The sequence below is a fragment of the Halobaculum saliterrae genome (genome assembly GCF_009831625.1).
Classification (GTDB): Archaea; Halobacteriota; Halobacteria; order Halobacteriales; family Haloferacaceae; genus Halobaculum; species Halobaculum saliterrae.
In genome coordinates, this window is record NZ_WUUS01000001.1 from 284,288 (window position 1) to 300,864 (window position 16,577).

Below are 16,577 nucleotides of genomic sequence, written 5' to 3' on the forward strand. Positions count from 1 at the left end.
GCTCACTCCGACGCCGCGGCGACCACGTCGTCGAACACTCGCCCCCGAGCGAGCGCGTCGGCGCGGCGCTCGGAGAACACCGCCCGAAGCGCCGCGACCGCCTCGGGGTCGGGCTCGAACTCGACGCCGGGGTAGGTCACGTCGGCGAGCACGAGCGGCTCGGGCGCCGCGGGGGCGACACCCGCCGGCCCCGACAGGGGTTCGTCGCCGAGCACCGCCTCGACCCGGTCGAGTCCGGTGTCGCCGACGGCGACCCCGCGGACGACCGTCGCGAGCCGGCGGACGAACTCGCGTGGGAACCCCCCGGCGGCGACCGTGAGCGTCAGGAACTCGCCGGCACCGGGCGCGTTCACGTCGGCCTCGTCGACCGTGATCGAGAGGTCGCGTCGAGTCTTCGGCCCGCGCGGATCGCTCGTGAGGTTGTGGACGTCGTGCTCGCCGGAGAGCGCCGCGGCGGCGTCGCGAGCGCGGTCGCTGTCGGCGCCGGGCGCGTGGAGGTGATACCGGTACGCCCGGCGGGCGGCGTCGTGGGTCGCGTGGAAGTCGGCGGACACGCCGGCGGCGGCCCACACCCGCACGCCGGCGGGGAGCTCGCTGGAGAACGCTCGCGGCGTGAGCCACTCGGGTGCATCGAAGGCGACCGTCTGGCGGACCGCCGAGACGCCGCGGTCGGTGCGGCCGGCGGCGGCGTACCCCGGCGGGGTGTCCGCATCGTGTGCGAGGACGTCGAGCGCACGGAGCGCGTCCAGCAGCGCGTCCTCGACGGTCGGCACGTCCGGCTGTCGCTGGAAGCCGAAGAACGGGCGGCCGTCGTAGGCGACGCGGTAGGCGCGCATACGTAGCTGAACGGACGTGGGGGTGATACGATCCCCGGACCCGGCGAGTTCGCTCCGTTCAGTTCGACGTCCACACCGCCTCCAGTGGGAGCGCGACCACCGACGCGTCGCCGGTCCCGACCAGCGCGACGTCGCCGGCCCGTTCGACCGTGAACAGGATCGCGTCGTCGCCGAAGGACCGTCGGCGGGTCGCCTCGCCCGAGCCGGCGTCGACCGCGTACAGCGCACGCCCCTCGGCGAACCCCTCGACGACCGCGGTCCCCGTCGTCGCCGCGACCGGCCACGCGTACCGCTCGCCGGGGTCGACCGACCAGCGGTGTGTCCCGTCGGGGAGCGAGAAGGCCTCCGCCGTCGACCCGCCGCCGCGCGTGTATAACGCCTCTCTCGCTCCGTCGAGGAGGAGAGGATGGCCGCCGTGAACGTCCCGCCGCCACGCGACCGAACCGTCCTCCTTCAACGCCATCGTGACGTCTCCCGCGGCGTACAACCGTTCTCGCTCACGGTCGAGGAGGACGTCTCGGATCCGGCGTCGGTCGCCCCAGTCGCGCGTGCCGTCGAGGGCGTACCCGCGGAGGGGACGAAGGGACCCGTCGCCCTCGCCGAGGAAGAACACTCGGTCGGCGGTCGCCTCGACGGCGGTCCCGGCGATGCCCGTGTCGACGGCGAACCGCTCGTCCCCCTCCGGCGTGAGGCCGACGAGCCGCGTGCCCGCGGCGACGAAGACGCCGGCAGGGGAGACGGCCACGTCGCCGACGCCGGCGAACTGTCGCGACCAGCGGACCGTCCCGTCGGCGACGTCCACCGCCAGCAGGTCGCTCGTCAGCGGCTCCTCGGGCGTGTCGTGGGAGTGCTCGGGCGCGAAGAACTCCAGCGAAGTGACGTACGCCGTCCCGTCGCGGACGCCGCGAACTGCGAGCTTCCGCTCGCGGCGCAGGGGCCACGTCACCTCCCCGGTCGCCCGGTCGAGCGCGCGGAGGGCGGTCCACTCGTTCCGGTCGGCGTGGCCCGTCACCGCGAACACCCTGTCGTCGGTGACGGTAACGCCCCACTGGTCGTCGCCGTCGTTCGGCTCCGCGTAGGCTTGGCCCTCCAGTTCGCCCGGCGTCGGCGTGCGCCACAGTTCCGTTCCGTCGGCCGGGTCGAGCGCGGCGACGGCGCTCGGACCGCCCTCGTTCGACAGCGAGGCGTACACCGTTCCGTCGTGGGTGTCGAGGCCGAGGACGTGTCGCTCCTCGACCGTCCGGGTCCACGCCGGCTGCCAGTCGGGGAGGTCCTCCGGGGGCGTTCGGTCGGTCGGCGAGTCGGGTCGCGAGTCCGGCGACGCCGATCGCTCGGTCGGCGTCGGCGAATCGGTCGACCCGTCCGGTCCGGCGGTTCGATCGGCACAGCCGGCGGCAGGGAGGAGAGCCACACCGGCGAGTCGCAGCGCAGTTCTGCGGGAGACCATGCGGGGACCCCGTGTCCCGCACCTCATAAGCTTTCTACGGGAGCAGGGGGAGTCGGTCCAAGCCCGGTACGACGTGGTCGGGAACCCGGGACCGGCCGCCCGATCCGGACGGGCGTTACGCGAAGTCGTCGAACGTCGGGCGGTCGGACTCGCCCGGGAACTCGTCGACCGGCGCGGTCGTCTGGTCGCCGGAGGCCATGTCCTTCAGCGTCACCTCGTCGTTCGCGAGGTCCTGCTCGCCGACGATGACGACCGTCTCGGCGTTGATCGAGTCGGCGTAGTTCAGCTGCGCGCCGAAGCTGCGGTCGGAGACGTCCGACTCGACGACGTGGCCGCGGCCCCGGAGGTCGCGGGCGATCCGGGCGGCCGTCGTCCGGGTGTCGCCCACCTGCAGCACGTAGTAGTCCGTCTCGATGGCCGCCTCCGGAGCGACGCCCGCACGTTCTAGAAGGAGCCCGAGCGGCGCGTGTCCGGGGGCGACGCCGACGGCGGGCGTGGGCTGGCCGCCGAACTCCTCGATGAGGTCGTCGTAGCGGCCGCCGCCGAAGACGGATCGACCGATCTCGCCGGTCGCGTCGAAGCACTCGAAGACGGCGCCGGTGTAGTAGTCCAGCCCGCGAGCGGTGCGAAGCGAGAGGTCGCAGTGCTCGCCGACGCCGAGGTCGTCGGCCGCCGCGAGGACGGCCCGGAGGTTCTCGACCGCGTCCGCGAGGTCCTCGGAGCCGGACGCGAAGTCGGTGAGTTCGTCGAGGTCGGCGGGGTCGTCGACGCCGAGCAGGTCGTCGAACTCGCGCGCCTCGTCGAACCCGAGGCCCGCGTCGTTGAGCAGGTCGAGGTACTCGTTCTCGTCGACCTTCTCGGACTTGTCGACCGCGCGGATCGCCGCCCGAACGTCCACGTCGTCACCGAACGAGCGCAGCAGCGACCCGAGGATGTCGCGGTGGCTGACGCGGAACTCGAAGTCGTCGGCCGACAGGCCGAGTTCGGTCAGGGCGTCGGCCGCGGTCGCGAGCACCTCGGCGTCCGCGGCGGGTTCGGCCGACCCGAAGACGTCGATGTTCGTCTGATAGAACTCCCGGAAGCGGCCCTGCTGAACGGCCTCGTAGCGCCAGAACGGGCGCGTCGAGAACCACTTCACCGGCTTGGACAGCTCCTGCGCCTTCGCGGCGTACATCCGCGCGACAGTGGGCGTCAGCTCCGGCGCGAGCGTGACGTGGCGGCCGCCGTGGTCCTCGAAGGCGTACAGCTCGTCGACGATGTCGTCGCCGGACTTGTCCGTCCACATCTCCGCCGGCTCCAGCCGGGGCGTGTCGATCTCGCGGAAGCCGTAGCCGCGCGCGACCGACTCCAGCGTGTCGGTCACCTCGCGGCGGACGGCCATCTCGGGGGGGTAGAAGTCGCGGAACCCCTTCAGGCGCTCGTACGTTGGCATTACCGGGTACCTCGCGCGTCCGGGAGTTTAACCCCGTGGTTCGCCGTCGCGGTCGGAGCGGTCCCCCGGCCGATCCGCGCTCACACCGCGAGCAGCCCGACGCCGACGACCGCGAGCGCGGCGGCGACGAGGCGGGTGCCGAGCCGGCGCTCTCCGAGGAACACGCCGCCGAGCACGACCGCGACGACCGCCTGCGTGTTGATCACCGGCGAGGCGATGCTCGCGGGAAGGGCGGCGAACGCGACGCTCGTGAGGTGTTCGGCCGTCGCGACGACCAGCCCGAGCGCGAGAAACGTCGGCACCGGCGTCTCCCACGACCGGGGGCCGCGCCAGTCGCGGACGGCGAGCGGGAGGAGGACGAGCAACACCCCGCCGAGCACCAGCACCACGAGCGCCTCCGGCGGGAGGCCGACGCGGTCGAGGACGGCGCGTTTGGAAACGTCGCCGACGGCGTAGGCGACCGCCGACAGCAGCGCGAGCTGTGCGGGGCGAGCGGAGATCGCCCGTCGGAACGGTTCGAGCGGGTCGCCGCCGTGGTAGTTCGCGACGTACACCGCGGCGGTAACGACGGCGATGCCCGCGAACGCCAGCGCCGGGAGGTCGGCGCCGAGGAGGAGCAGCTCCAGCGGCAGGACGAACACGGGGACGACCTTGTTGATCGGCGTGACGTACGATACCTCGCCGAGCGCGAGCGCGTTCACGAACAGAACGAAGCCGACGCCGACGCCCAGCACGGCGCCGGCGAGTGCGAGTACCGCGGGCACGCCGAGGGTCGCCGGGTGCGGGAGCGCGTCGGCCGACAGCCGGGTGATGACGACGGGGGCGTACCACGCCAGCGCGCAGACGTTGACGAGGACCGTGAGCACGGTCGCGGGGACGCCCGCGACGTAGCGCTTCAGCGCGAAGAGATAGACGCCCCACAGCACCGCGGCCGCGACGGCGACGGCGATGCCGGGGGAGACGAGTGCGGACACGGTTCGGGGTCGACGGTCGGCGGTGAAAACGCCGCGGATGACGGCGCGCCGGGCGGGCGGCACCGAGGGGAAGAGTCAGTGTGGCCGACTCAGCGTTTCCCGCGCACGTACGTCTGTTCGTGTTCGGGGAACACCTCGGCGACCGCGTCGTCGCCGGCCTCCTCGCGGAGGAGGGCGCGGAGTTCCCCCTCGTAGTCGGCCTTCGGTACCTCCTCGGAGGGCCCCGACTCCACGTCGAGCGTGGCGTCGACGAGGCGGTCGACGGCGCCGCGACCGAACCCGGAGAGGGGCGAGATGTAGTCGACGCCGTGGCGGTCCTCCAGCGACTGGGCGAACGCCCGAGAGACAGAGGGGACGCGGTCGTCGCGGCGGGTGCCGTCGGCGACCGCGTCCACGTCGCGGGAGGCGACCGACTCCAGCGCGTGTTCGTGGACGCGCTGGATCCCGTTGCGGGGGAAGCCGTCCGCGCGCATCGTTTCGACGGCCTCCAAGGCGACCTCGCGGTCGAGGTCGTGGGTGTCGAACGGGAAGCCGAGCGCCTCCGCGGCCCGGCGGGCGTGCTCGTGGTCGTCGGTCACGCCGAAGTGGGCGGTGACGAGCGTCACGTCGTAGAATCGGTCGAGGACGAGCGCGGCGAGCGAGGAGTCCTTCCCGCCGCTGTAGCAGAGCGCGAGGTCCACGCGTGCGTCAGCGGCGGCGGATGTCGAAACTCTTCTGGTCCGGCTGCAGCTCGCGCAGCAGCTCCTTCATCTGGTCCTCGTCGATGCGGCCGTTCACTCGGCCGCTGCGCGCCAGCGCCGTGACCTGCTGTTTCACCTTCGCGGCGAAGTCGGGCTTGCTCATCTCGACGGCGTTGAGCCGCTGGCGGGCGCCGTCGGTGAGGTACTGCTTGAGCATCGCCTCCTGCTGGCGCTCGGCCTGCTCCTGGGCGGCCTGCTGTGCCTCCGCGTCTCCCTGCCCCTGTCCCTGTGCCTGCTCCTGGAGCTCCTGCATCTTCTGCTCGCGCAGTTCCTCCAGCCGCTCGTCGTCGGGATTCTCGCTCATGTCAAGCCGAGGTTGCCGCCGAGCGGTCAAAACGGTTGTGGGTGCCGGGAGCACGGCGATATCCGGCGGGGAACCGGCGACGACGCCGTCGCTGGCGATGCGGAGGTCGGAGAGCTCGTCCGCGTATCCGGCCGGTTACGCGTAGCGCTCGAGCTCGGGGCGGTCGAGCTCCTCGAGCACGTCGCCGGCGACCTCGTCGAGGAACGAGCGACCGTCTTCGGTGACGCGGCGACCCTCGCCCTGCGCTGTCTCGACGAGCCCCTCGTCCTCCAGCTGCTGGAGCGCGACACGGATGATCTTCCGGGAGCCGCCCTCGTGGTTCGGGGGGGAGACGACGTAGCGGTTCGAGCCGCGCTTGGCGCCGCCGTACTCGGTGGCGAGGCGCTCGACGCCGATGGGGCCGCGGTCGGCGACCTTGCGCAGCAGCGAGGCCGCACGGCGGAACCAGAAGTCCTCCTGCTGGGGCGGGAGGTCTCGGCTCTGTCCGGACTTGGTGAACTGCACCCACTCCGGCTGCTCGATGCGATCCTCCAGTCGAACGGCGACCTCGTCGTTGAGGTCCGCCGCCGGGACGTCGTAGAGGGTAACCATACGGGCGATTTCACCGTCGTTCCGTTTAAAGCCGTCGTATCACCCGCCGCGTGTGAGGCGTCCCCGCGGTCGTGCCGACGCGGTTCCGAGGCGTCGCTCGTCGATCCGTGACCGGGTTCGATCCGCGACCGGTGTCGGTCCGCGGCTGCTCGGTCGGCGACTACCCGACGCTGTCGACGCCGATCACGCTCACGACCGTCCCGCCGATGATCACCGGGACCCAGTAGACCGCACTGCGATAGATGACGACGGCGCCCAGCGCCGCCGTCGCGGGGACGGAGATCGACGGGAGCGCCGCGAGCACGGCCACGAGCACCGCCTCGATGCCGCCCGCGCCGCCCGGAAGCGGGGTGACGCCCGCGATCGCGCCCATCGGCACGACGAACAGCATCGCCGAGAACGGTACCGGCTGACCGATCGCCATGAACGCGAGGTAGAGGGCGACCATCTGGAGAACCCAGCCGAGCGTCGACGCCGCGAGCGACACCACGATGCCGGTGCGGTCGGTGGCGACGCGCTCGATGGCGCCGAAGAAGTGGCCGATACGAGACTCGACCGACTCCTCGGTCGGGGGGGAGAACACCGGGAGGAAACCGGCGATCCGGCGGATCAGCGGGACGAACGTGCCGACGACGCGCACCTCGAGCGCGTAGCGGTTGCGCCAGCCGAGGTAGACGAGCCCGGGAACGACCAGCGCGAGCGCGACGACGACGCCCGTCGCCAGCTGGAGACGGGTTCCGAACGTCGTCTCGGTGGCGAAGTACGCCGCGCCGACGAGCGCGAGCGTGATGGAGGGAACGAAGTTGAGCGTGTCGACGCTCGCGATCGCTGCGAGGCCCCGCTCGTACTCGGTGTCCGCCACCTTCGCGATGAGCAGGGCGGTGACGGGCTCGCCCCCCGCCTGACCGAACGGCGTGACGTTGTTCGAGAACATCGCGCCGTTGAACACGAGGAACGACCGAACGACCGACAGCCGGATACCGAGCACGCCGAGGACGGTTCTGAGCGCGATCGACCAGGCGACGAGCCACCCGAGCGTAGCGAGCACGACGAGCCCGACCGTCTCGATCGAGGCCCGCCGGAGCACGTCGAGGAGGTCGCCGACGCCGACCAGATACAGGAGCGCGCCGAGGACCGCGAACGCGCCGAGAAACCCCACGACGGTGGCGCGTAGCTGGTCCGAATCCATACCCGGACGGTCGCCCGGCGACCGCTTCAAGCCTCCGAAACCGTGGGGCCGCGGTGTCGCGGCTCCGCGGCGCGGTCGCCGACGCGGGCGCCCCGAAGGGAAACACCGTAGGTGTCGGCGCGGAAACGGGATGTCGATGGACGAACGCGAGGCGCTCGCCCGGTTGGCCGACACGCTCCCGGGCGCGGGCGACGACTGCGCCGTCGTCGGCGACAGGGTACTCACGACGGACATGCTCCACGAGACGACCGACTTCCCCGCCGGCGTCGACCGCTACACCGCCGGGTGGCGGGCCGTCGGCGCCTCGCTGTCGGACGTAGCAGCGATGGGCGCCGACGCGGAGGCCGCCGTCGCGGCCTACGGGGCGCCGCGGTTCGATCCCGACGAGGTCCACGACTTCGTGCGCGGCGCCCGGGAGGTGTGCGAGGCGGTCGAGGGCGAGTACGTCGGCGGCGACCTCGACAGCCACGACGAGTTCACCGTCGCGACGACCGCGCTCGGGCGGACCGACGACCCGATCCGACGCGGCGGCGCCGAGCGCGGCGACGCGGTGTGCGTGACCGGCGCGTTCGGCCGGAGCGCCGCCGCGGTCCGCGCGTTCGAGACCGGTGATGTCGAGCGTGGAAACGAGCTGTTCAGGTTCACCCCTCGCGTCGCCGCCGGGGTCGCCCTCCAGCCCTACGCGACGGCGATGATGGACTCCAGCGACGGGCTCGCGCGGTCGCTCCACCAGCTCGTCGAGGCGAGCGACGTGAGCGACCTGGGGATGGACATCACCGAGTCGTACGTCCCCGTCGCCGACGCGGTCCGCGAGGCGTTCGACGACCCCGAGCGGCGCCGGGAGGCGGCGCTGTTCTTCGGCGAGGACTTCGAACTCGTGTTCACGGTCGCGAGCGACGACGTGGAGGCGGCGCGGGCGGCCTCGCCGACGCCGATCGCCGTGATCGGGAACGTGACCTGGGACGGGATCAGGATGGACGGCGAGCCGCTTCCGGACCGGGGCTACGGCCACGGAGAGGAGTGAGGCAGTGGGTACGGGGACTGAACGGGAGGCGCCGACGACGGGCGCGCTCAGAGGGTCGTTACCTGGATCGGGACGAGCATGAAGCACAGCAGCCCCAGCGCGAACGTGAGCACGCCGACGGCGATGCGCTTCGGGCCGAGCGACGAGTCGTCGATGGGGTCCGCCGGGCCGCGGTAGGCGATGAACGCCGAGAACAGCCCCCAGAACGCCCACAGCCCCACCGACTCGTTGAGCCCGAGGTCGCGAACGAAGTAGAGGTACGCGGAGATGCCGAACAGCGCGGTGGGCACGAACGCCGCGAGCGTCTCCTGGCGCCGTCCGACCATCGCGCGGACGATGTGTCCCCCGTCGAGCTGGCCGACCGGGAGGAGGTTGAGGACGGTGAAGAACATCCCGACCCACGCGCCCATGATCACCGGGTGGGCCGTCTTCGTCGGGTCGGTGTACCCCGTCGGCTGGTTCAGCGCGGCCGCGATGAGGTCCAACAACGGCGGGTTGTTGAATATGATGACCTGCCCGCCGCCGCCGAGCACCGACTGCGGAACCGTGAACGGACCCAGCAGGAGCCCGACCACCGTGACGACGATGGTGGCGGCGAGCCCCGCGAGCGGACCGGCGACGCCGATGTCGAACAGCGCCTCCCGGTCGGGCATCTGCCCGCGCATGCGGATGATCGCGCCCATCGTTCCGAACGGGAGGATGAACGGGATCACGTACGGGAGCGACACGTCGACGCCGTGGTAGCGACCCAGCGCGTAGTGGCCGAGCTCGTGTGTCAACAGAACACCGAGAACGGCGGCGGTGAACGGCCACGCCTGTAGCACGGCGAGGGGATTCTCCTGAATTACCGGGATGGGGACGTAGTACCACGCGATCGCGCCGACGAGCAGCGTCGAAACCACCGTCGCGATCAACAGCGCGACGTTGAGCCACGGGATCCCGTCGATCCCGTCGGAGTAGGGACTCGCTACCACGACGTCGAGGCCGCTGTCGGTGGTGACGACCTGTACCTCGTAGCCGGCCTCTCTGAACGCGGGCCAGACACGACGGATCAGTTCGCGCTCGCCGACGTCGCTGACCCCGTAGTAGAGGATCCGATCGTCGTCGCGCCGGATCTCCGAGCAGTGGAAGACGGCGTCGAGTTCGGGGGGACGGGGGGCATCGGCTGCGGCCGCCTCACTCATCGGCGGACGTTCGCCGCGAACGGGCATAAGTCCTCGGCGCCGTGCGCGTCAGGGACGGTGTAACGGACAAGCGGCGTGACGGACAGCTCGGGGGCGTGACAAACAGGACGGACGACGGTGTGAACGTGGGGTGAAAGCGCGAACGGAACAGTCGGGGACCGAAACGGGGACCACCCGCGAGTCGGGGACCGACAGGGAGTCCGGTACGTCTCGTCAGTTCGTCGGCTCGATGCGCCAGGTCGTCGCCGACGTGTACGACCACTTCTCGATCGTGAGCCCGCAGGCGGAGTCCTTGAGCTTCACCATCAGGGCGCCGATCTCCTTCGCGGAGAGGCCGACCTCGTCGGCGATGAACTTGCTCTTGAAGTAGAGCTCGCCGTCCTCGGCCTTCTCGCGCAGGAACGTCGCGAGACGCTCCTCCTTGGAGGGGGTGTCGGTCGAGGCACGGTCGGTGTCGGAGGGTTGCACGGTTGCGCTCATTGTGTCACCTCGATTCACCCTACGGCCGTCCGGGGGCATATAAAGTCCAGTTCGTTGGGGGTGATTCGGGTCCGTTCAGGAGAGTTCTGCCGTGAAAGGATCGATCCGAACGTTTTACGATCGTTTGAGAGACCGTTAGACAGTTCATACTCTTCTATGAATCCGTTTCGTCTGGATCATCGGCTGTCGTACTGATCGAGGTGAATGCTTATATATTCACATCAGAGAGTGAGAAATTATCCTGAAAGCGGCTCTCGCGCGGCGACGACGCACGACCGTTCCCACTCACTCGGAGCGTTCGTGGACCCAGAACTCCTCCGACTCGGTGGTCTCCTTCTTGAAGATGGGGACCTCGTCCTTGAGCCGATTGATGCCGTCCTCGACGGTCCGGAACGCCTCGGTACGATGCCCCGCGAGCACGACGACGAAGACGATGTCCTCGCCGTCGGCGACGGTGCCGACGCGGTGGTGCATCCGCACGTCGAGGACGCCGTCGCGCTCCTCCAGTTCCCGCTCGATCCGCGCCATGCGATCGGCGGCGACGTCCTCGTACTTCTCGAACGTCAGCGCCTCCGTCCGATCGTCGTCGGGGGCGTCCTTCGCGCGGACGCGACCCGTGAAGGTCGCGATCGCCCCCGCCCGGTCGGCGTCCTCGCTGGCTTTCGCCTCGTCGACGAGGGTCTCGAGCGTGACGTGGGGTTCGGCCGACTCCACGGCCTCAACCAGTCCGTCGACGGAGAGGTCGGCCGCGTCGTCGACGCGCTCTACCACGTCGCCGGGAACGCGCTCGTCGCCGACGACGACCGTCGGGAGCCGGAGCTTCGAGACGCCGGTCACGAGCGCGTAGTCGAACTCGGGGGCGAGCCGGTCGAGCAGATCGGGGAACGTCTCGCCGGCGCCGGCGCCGGTCCACCCGCCGTCGTCGCCCAGGCGGTATGCGGCGTCGGCGTCGGTGTCGGCGGAATCGGTCACGTCGTCGCGGCGGACGGTGACCACGCGGCCGTCGAGTCGGGCAGCCAGGGAGTCGACGATGTCGGCCGATCCGGGGCCGACGAGCGAGAGCGTGCGCATGTCACAGGGAGGGCGAGCGACCGGCTTAGGCCTTCGGCTCGAACCTCGGTTCGAGCGGTTCGGCGCCTGATAGTCGGTACCGTGCCGAGATCGCTCCGGGAGCCTTAAGAGCGAAACGGAGGTAAGCGACTGCAATGAGAGTAGTCCTGTCGCTCGGCGGGAGCGTCCTCGCGCCGGAGCTCGATCCGGAGCGGGTGGCCGCGTACGCGAACGCCATCGAGCGTCTGGTCGGCGAGGGCTGTGAGCTGGGGGTCGTCGTCGGCGGCGGCGGCATCGCGCGCGACTACATCGGCGCCGCGCGGGAACTGGACGCCAACGAGGTCCAGCTCGACCAGCTCGGCATCGACGTGACGCGGGTGAACGCTCGCCTGCTGATCACGGCGCTCGGATCCTCCGTGGACCCGTCGCCGGCCCACGACTACGACGAGGCCGCCGACGCCATCCGCCGCGGCGACGTGTCGGTGATGGGCGGCATCACGCCGGGACAGACCACCGACGCCGTCGCGGCCGCGCTCGGGGAGTACGTCGACGCGGACCTGCTCGTGTACGCGACGAGCGCGGACGGGATCTACGACGCCGACCCGAACGTCGACGACTCGGCCGAGCAGTTCGCCGAGATGACCCCCGAGGAGCTCGTCGAGGTCATCGTCCCGATGAGCCGCGACGCCGGCGCCTCCGCCCCGGTCGACCTGCTGGCGGCGAAGCTCATCCAACGCGCCGGAATGCGGACCGTCGTCCTCGACGGGCACGACCCCGAGGCGGTCGAGAACGCGGTACTGTACGGCGAACACACCGGGACCGACGTGGTTCCCGCCGGCGGGGAGGAGCCGACCTACTGGGCACAGCGATGAGCGCCGACAGCGAGGACGGAACCATCGATCCGCACGAGGTCGGAAGTCGCGGTGGCGACGACGGGGGCGACGGCGACGCGCACCACGCCTTCTGGGCCGACGAGGTCGCCGACGCGGTCGAGGCGCGCGACCCCGACGAGCCGATCGTCATCAAGGGCGGCGTCTCCCCCTCGGGCATCGCCCACATCGGCAACTTCAACGAGATCATCCGCGGCTACTTCGTCGCCGCGGTGCTGCGCGAACGCGGCCACGAGGTCCGGCAGGTGTTCACCAGTGACGACAAGGACGCCCTCCGGAAGCTCCCCCGGACGCTCGCGGACACCGACGGCGACATCGTCGAGTTGGGGGACGTGAACGCCGGCGCGCTCGGGCAGAACCTCGGGAAGCCGTACACGGACATCCCCGACCCGTTCGAGGACGGGCACGACTCCTACGCCGCCCACTTCGCGGCGCTGCTCTCGGCCGACGCCGAGGCGCTCGGGATCCCCGTCGAGATGGTGTCCAACACGGAGCTGTACGCCGACGGCACGTTCGACGAGGTCGTCGAGCGGGTCCTGCGCAACGCCGACGCCGCACGCGACACGCTCGGGGAGTATCAGGACAAGGTCGACGAGGACTACGTTCCCTTCATGCCGCAGTGTTCCGAGTGCGGCATGCTCACACAGGACGTGATCGAGGTCGACGTCGACGCCCGCGAGGTCCACTACCGCTGCTCGGGCATCGAGGCCGGCGATCGCTTCATGGAGGGCTGCGGCCACGAGGGAGTCGCCTCCTTCCGCGAGGGCAAGCTCCCGTGGCGCTTCGAGTGGCCCGCTCAGTGGGAGGTGCTCGGCGTCGACTTCGAGCCGTTCGGGAAGGACCACGCCGAGGGCTCGTGGCCCAGCGGCGTCGACATCGCCCGGGAGGTGCTCGGGAACGATCCGCCCGTCCCGATGGTGTACGAGTGGTTCACGCTCAACGGCGAGTCGCTGTCGTCGTCGGAGGGGCACGTCGTCACGGTCCAAGAGGTACTGGACCTGATCGAGCCGGAGGTGCTGCGCTACTTCTTCGCGCGCAACCCGAAGAAGGCGAAGGACTTCGATATCGAGCGGCTGGACCAACTGGTCAACGAGTTCGACCGCTTCGAGCGGGCGTACTTCGGGGAGGAGGGCCCCGACGAGCGCTTCGCGGCGTTCGCCGAGCGGGCGTACCCGTTCGTCGTCGACGAGGTGCGCGAGGGACGCGTCCGTCTGCCGTACACGTTCGCCGCGGTGCTGGGCATGGTCGACGACCGCGAGTTCCGGATCCAGCTCGCGCGCGACGAGGGACACTTCACCGAGGACACGCCCGAGTGGGCCATCGAGGACGCGCTGGAGCGCGTCGAGCGCGCCCGGCGGTGGGCCGAGCGCTGCGACAACGAGTACAACTACCGGCTCCAGTCGGAGTTGCCCGACCACGACTTCGACGCCGACGTCGAGGCGGCGCTGGAGGACCTCGCCGACTTCGTCGCGGATGGCCACGACGGCGAGGCGATCCAGGGCGAGATCTACGAGACGGCCCGACGCCACGACGTGGAGGTCGGCGACTTCTTCGCAGCCGGCTACCGGCTGTTCTTCGACGAGACGCAGGGGCCGCGGCTTGGCGAGTTCCTCGGGGAGTTGGAACGCGAGTTCGTCGTCGATCGACTCCGGCGCGAGGCGTGAGAGGCGAGGCCGACCAGAGGGAGGCCTCGTAGAACGGCGTTCACAAATCGCGGAGCGATTTGTGCGCTCACGAGACCGCAGGTCTCGTGAACGGCGAGGTCTCCAGGCCGAGCCGCCCACAGGGGAGGCGAGGCCGACTCGCGCTGTCCGCCCCGGGGCGGTGGGCATTCGCGCCGAAATCGGGCGAACCCGGATCGGCCGCGAGACCAACTGACTGGTAAGTCAGCACGGGTTTCGCCGACCGAAACCCTTAGTGAGTGACGGCGAAACCGTCGAGTAATGCGGAAGAGCGGCCCGCCGCGTGGCCTCATCTCGTACATCGTGCTGGAACTCCTCGAGGAGAAGCCGCGGTACGGCTACGAGATCCTCAAGGAGATCACCGACATCAGCGGGGGTCACTGGGAGCCGTCCTACGGCTCCGTCTACCCCATCCTCTACAAGTTCGAGGAGGAGGGGTACGCCGAACGGATCGAGCGCGAGGACGAGCCCGACCGGAAGTACTTCGCGCTGACCGAGGAGGGGCACGACCACCTCGCGGAGAAGCGGACGGAGATCGGCGGGAACGCGCGCGACTTCGCGGACGTGATCCTGGGCTTCTATCACATGTACGTCGCGTTCGCCACCGACGGCCGCTTCGACGTCGACCCGTCGGACGACGACTGGTGTTTCGACGACGAGTACTCCGGCTGGATCGCAGAACAGGTGATCCGCCACCACGAGCGGGACTTCGGCGAGTTCGAGCGCGTCCCCGACACCCCCGAGGAGTTCCACGCCCGCCAGGGCGACGCCGACGCTCCCGACGGCGACGGGACGGGGGACGGCGACGTGAGCGGTGACCCCGACGACGACGAACGTCCGGAGGAGGCCGCCACCGACGGCGGGACGAACGCCTGAACGCGGCGCCGAGGCGGAACCCGGCGTCGGCTCAGAGGAACTGTGGCGCGAACACGACGACCAGCAGCGCCGTCAGCATCGTGAGTCCCACCGAGGTGGTGAGTGTCGTGACCAGCCGGTCCCGGTTCGACACCGGGAGCCGGGAGACGAGCCCCTCCGCCCCCATCCGAAGGAGTCGACCGCCGTCGAGCGGGTAGCCGGGGATGCAGTTGAAGATCCCCAGTTGGACGTTGATCCACCCGGTCCAGAAGAGGACGTTCGCGATGAGGAACACCGGACCCTCACCCAGCGGCGCGAGCGGACCGGTCACGTCGTAGAAGCCGGCGAACTCGCCGTAGAATCCAGCGAAGTTGTACGGGAGCGCCGCCGAGACGGCGCTCGCGAGCGGGAGGAGGAGCGCGGCGTACACCAGCCCCAGCGGCGTGCCCGCGATGCCGCCCAAGCCGGGCGGGAGGTCGCCGGCATCCCCGCCGAGCAGCGCGAGGTACGCCTCGGCCGGGTATCGCTCGATCCCGAGGTCGTCGACGACGACGCCGGAGACGCCACGGGTCACGACGATCCCGACGCGCGGATCGTCGTCGGTGCCGCCGAGCGCGACGTCGACCTCGCGGAATTCCCCGTCGGCGTACACCCGCAGCGTCACCGTGTCGCCGGCGTCGTACGCGTCGCCGGAGAGCGTGCGGTCGAGGTCCTCGTAGTCGAGGATCCGCTGTCCGTCGATCCGGGTGACGGTGAGCGTGCCGGAGAGGTTCGTCTGGTTGGCCAGCGCGCCGGTCTCGGAGACGTTCGTGACGTACGCGCCGAGGGGAGCGGTGACCTCGCCCTCGCTGGTGGAGAGGCGAGCGATCTCGTGCTCGCTGGCGACCTCACGGAACGCCTCGACCGTGGACACCTCGGTGCCGTTGACGGCGGTGATCTGTGCGGCGTCGCCCTCCGGATCGACCGAGAGCCCGAGCGGGTTCCCCTCGACGGCGCCGACGACGGTGACGCGCCTGTCGACGGTGACCGTCTCCTCGCCGTTGACCGTCATCTCGACGGACGGGTCCTCGGTCGCCGAGAGCGCCGACCGGAAGGCCGCGGGATCCGAGACCTCCGTCCCGCCGACCGCGGTGATCCGGTCGCCGCCCTCGATGCCGGCGTCGGACGCCGGCGCGCCCGCGTACGCGCCGCCGACCGCGAGCCCCGCCGCGGGGGTGATCGACGCGATGACGGGGCCGAACAGCAGCGCGAACGCGACGGCGGTGATCGCGAAGTTGTTCGTGACGCCGGCGGCGAACATCCGGCTTCGCGCGCCGCGGTCGGCGTTCGACTGGCTCTCCTCGTCGGGTTCGACGAACGCGCCGACGGGGATGATCGCGAGGAGGACGAGCCCGAGCGAGTCGATGTCGATGTCCTCGACGCGACACAGCAGGCCGTGGCCGCCCTCGTGGACCACGAGGGCGACCAACAGGCCGAGGACGATCTCCGGGGCGACCGCCAGCGGGAGGAAGTCGTTGACGCCCGGGATGATGAGGAAGTTCGATGGCTGGTTCGCCTGCGTCTGAACGGGGCTCTGGAGGGTCGCGAGCGCCGACCACACGAGGAACGCGAACATCGCGACCATGACGACGACGGCGATGCCGACGCCGAGGTTGCTCCAGGCGCGCCAGAACCGTCTGGGCCCCGAGAGCCAGTTGAGGAACGCGCGACCGCGTTGCGTGTGGATCGTCGTCAGCGGCCCCTGGACGCGCACGGCGTCCGGGAGATAGCCCCTCGTGTACAACGCCATGAGGACGACGGAGTACGCGAGGGCTCCCACGAGGACCCACAGGAGCGTATTCATTGTCGATGGAAGTCGGCGCGCGGTCAAAGGGGTTCGGGTCTCGTCACGGTCGCCGA

Annotated in this window: 16 protein-coding genes; 4 read left to right on the forward strand and 12 right to left on the reverse strand. The window is 70.6% G+C overall.

Annotated features, from left to right (window positions below; translation table 11 throughout):
• Positions 1–2 precede the first annotated feature (2 nt).
• From truA to GRX01_RS01465, 8 genes are all read right to left on the reverse strand, one after another.
• Positions 3–836, reverse strand: coding sequence for a tRNA pseudouridine(38-40) synthase TruA (gene truA / locus GRX01_RS01430; protein ID WP_159662687.1), 834 nt, complete (start codon positions 834–836; stop codon positions 3–5).
• A gap of 58 nt (positions 837–894) precedes the next feature.
• Positions 895–2,283 (reverse strand): outer membrane protein assembly factor BamB family protein, encoded by a 1,389-nt coding sequence (locus tag GRX01_RS01435; RefSeq protein WP_159662689.1) that lies wholly within the window; start codon positions 2,281–2,283, stop codon positions 895–897.
• Between the two features lie 115 nt (positions 2,284–2,398).
• The gene (hisS, locus tag GRX01_RS01440) at positions 2,399–3,715 is read right to left on the reverse strand and encodes a histidine--tRNA ligase (RefSeq protein ID WP_159662691.1); all 1,317 of its coding nucleotides are present in this window, start codon (positions 3,713–3,715) and stop codon (positions 2,399–2,401) included.
• A gap of 80 nt (positions 3,716–3,795) precedes the next feature.
• Positions 3,796–4,689, reverse strand: a complete 894-nt coding sequence (locus GRX01_RS01445; RefSeq protein ID WP_321167849.1) for an EamA family transporter — start codon at positions 4,687–4,689, stop codon at positions 3,796–3,798.
• Between the two features lie 89 nt (positions 4,690–4,778).
• Positions 4,779–5,369, reverse strand: a complete 591-nt coding sequence (locus tag GRX01_RS01450) for a DUF7411 family protein (RefSeq protein ID WP_321167850.1) — start codon at positions 5,367–5,369, stop codon at positions 4,779–4,781.
• A 7-nt stretch (positions 5,370–5,376) separates the two neighbouring features.
• Positions 5,377–5,733: a DNA-binding protein gene (locus GRX01_RS01455; protein WP_159662693.1), complete on the reverse strand. Its 357-nt coding sequence runs from the start codon at positions 5,731–5,733 to the stop codon at positions 5,377–5,379.
• Between the two features lie 135 nt (positions 5,734–5,868).
• Complete coding sequence (locus GRX01_RS01460; protein WP_159662695.1) at positions 5,869–6,324, reverse strand: 30S ribosomal protein S19e; 456 nt, start codon at positions 6,322–6,324, stop codon at positions 5,869–5,871.
• Between the two features lie 160 nt (positions 6,325–6,484).
• Positions 6,485–7,513: a lysylphosphatidylglycerol synthase transmembrane domain-containing protein gene (locus GRX01_RS01465; protein WP_159662697.1), complete on the reverse strand. Its 1,029-nt coding sequence runs from the start codon at positions 7,511–7,513 to the stop codon at positions 6,485–6,487.
• Positions 7,514–7,649: 136 nt separating this feature from the next.
• On the opposite strand from GRX01_RS01465, the gene thiL reads away from it, so the two are divergent.
• A complete protein-coding gene (gene thiL, locus GRX01_RS01470) occupies positions 7,650–8,537 on the forward strand; it encodes a thiamine-phosphate kinase (RefSeq protein ID WP_159662699.1) in 888 nt (295 codons plus the stop codon).
• A 47-nt stretch (positions 8,538–8,584) separates the two neighbouring features.
• Here the strand turns inward: thiL and GRX01_RS01475 are convergent, their stop codons facing one another.
• From GRX01_RS01475 to GRX01_RS01485, 3 genes are all read right to left on the reverse strand, one after another.
• A complete protein-coding gene (locus GRX01_RS01475) occupies positions 8,585–9,721 on the reverse strand; it encodes a site-2 protease family protein (protein WP_159662701.1) in 1,137 nt (378 codons plus the stop codon).
• A gap of 213 nt (positions 9,722–9,934) precedes the next feature.
• On the reverse strand, positions 9,935–10,201 hold the full coding sequence (locus GRX01_RS01480; RefSeq protein ID WP_159662703.1) for a DUF7123 family protein: 267 nt from the start codon (positions 10,199–10,201) through the stop codon (positions 9,935–9,937).
• A 285-nt stretch (positions 10,202–10,486) separates the two neighbouring features.
• The gene (locus tag GRX01_RS01485; protein ID WP_159662705.1) at positions 10,487–11,272 is read right to left on the reverse strand and encodes a molybdopterin synthase; all 786 of its coding nucleotides are present in this window, start codon (positions 11,270–11,272) and stop codon (positions 10,487–10,489) included.
• A 134-nt stretch (positions 11,273–11,406) separates the two neighbouring features.
• On the opposite strand from GRX01_RS01485, the gene pyrH reads away from it, so the two are divergent.
• From pyrH to GRX01_RS01500, 3 genes are all read left to right on the forward strand, one after another.
• Positions 11,407–12,123 carry a UMP kinase gene (gene pyrH, locus GRX01_RS01490; protein WP_159662707.1) on the forward strand — a complete coding sequence of 239 codons (717 nt, stop codon included), beginning with the start codon at positions 11,407–11,409 and terminating at the stop codon, positions 12,121–12,123.
• The gene (lysS, locus tag GRX01_RS01495) at positions 12,120–13,805 is read left to right on the forward strand and encodes a lysine--tRNA ligase (protein ID WP_159662709.1); all 1,686 of its coding nucleotides are present in this window, start codon (positions 12,120–12,122) and stop codon (positions 13,803–13,805) included. Before pyrH ends, lysS begins: the two co-directional genes overlap by 4 nt.
• A gap of 279 nt (positions 13,806–14,084) precedes the next feature.
• Positions 14,085–14,699, forward strand: coding sequence for a PadR family transcriptional regulator (locus GRX01_RS01500; protein WP_159662711.1), 615 nt, complete (start codon positions 14,085–14,087; stop codon positions 14,697–14,699).
• A 31-nt stretch (positions 14,700–14,730) separates the two neighbouring features.
• On the opposite strand, the gene GRX01_RS01505 is transcribed toward GRX01_RS01500, so the two are convergent.
• Positions 14,731–16,521 (reverse strand): site-2 protease family protein, encoded by a 1,791-nt coding sequence (locus GRX01_RS01505; RefSeq protein ID WP_159662713.1) that lies wholly within the window; start codon positions 16,519–16,521, stop codon positions 14,731–14,733.
• Between the last annotated feature and the right edge of the window lie 56 nt (positions 16,522–16,577).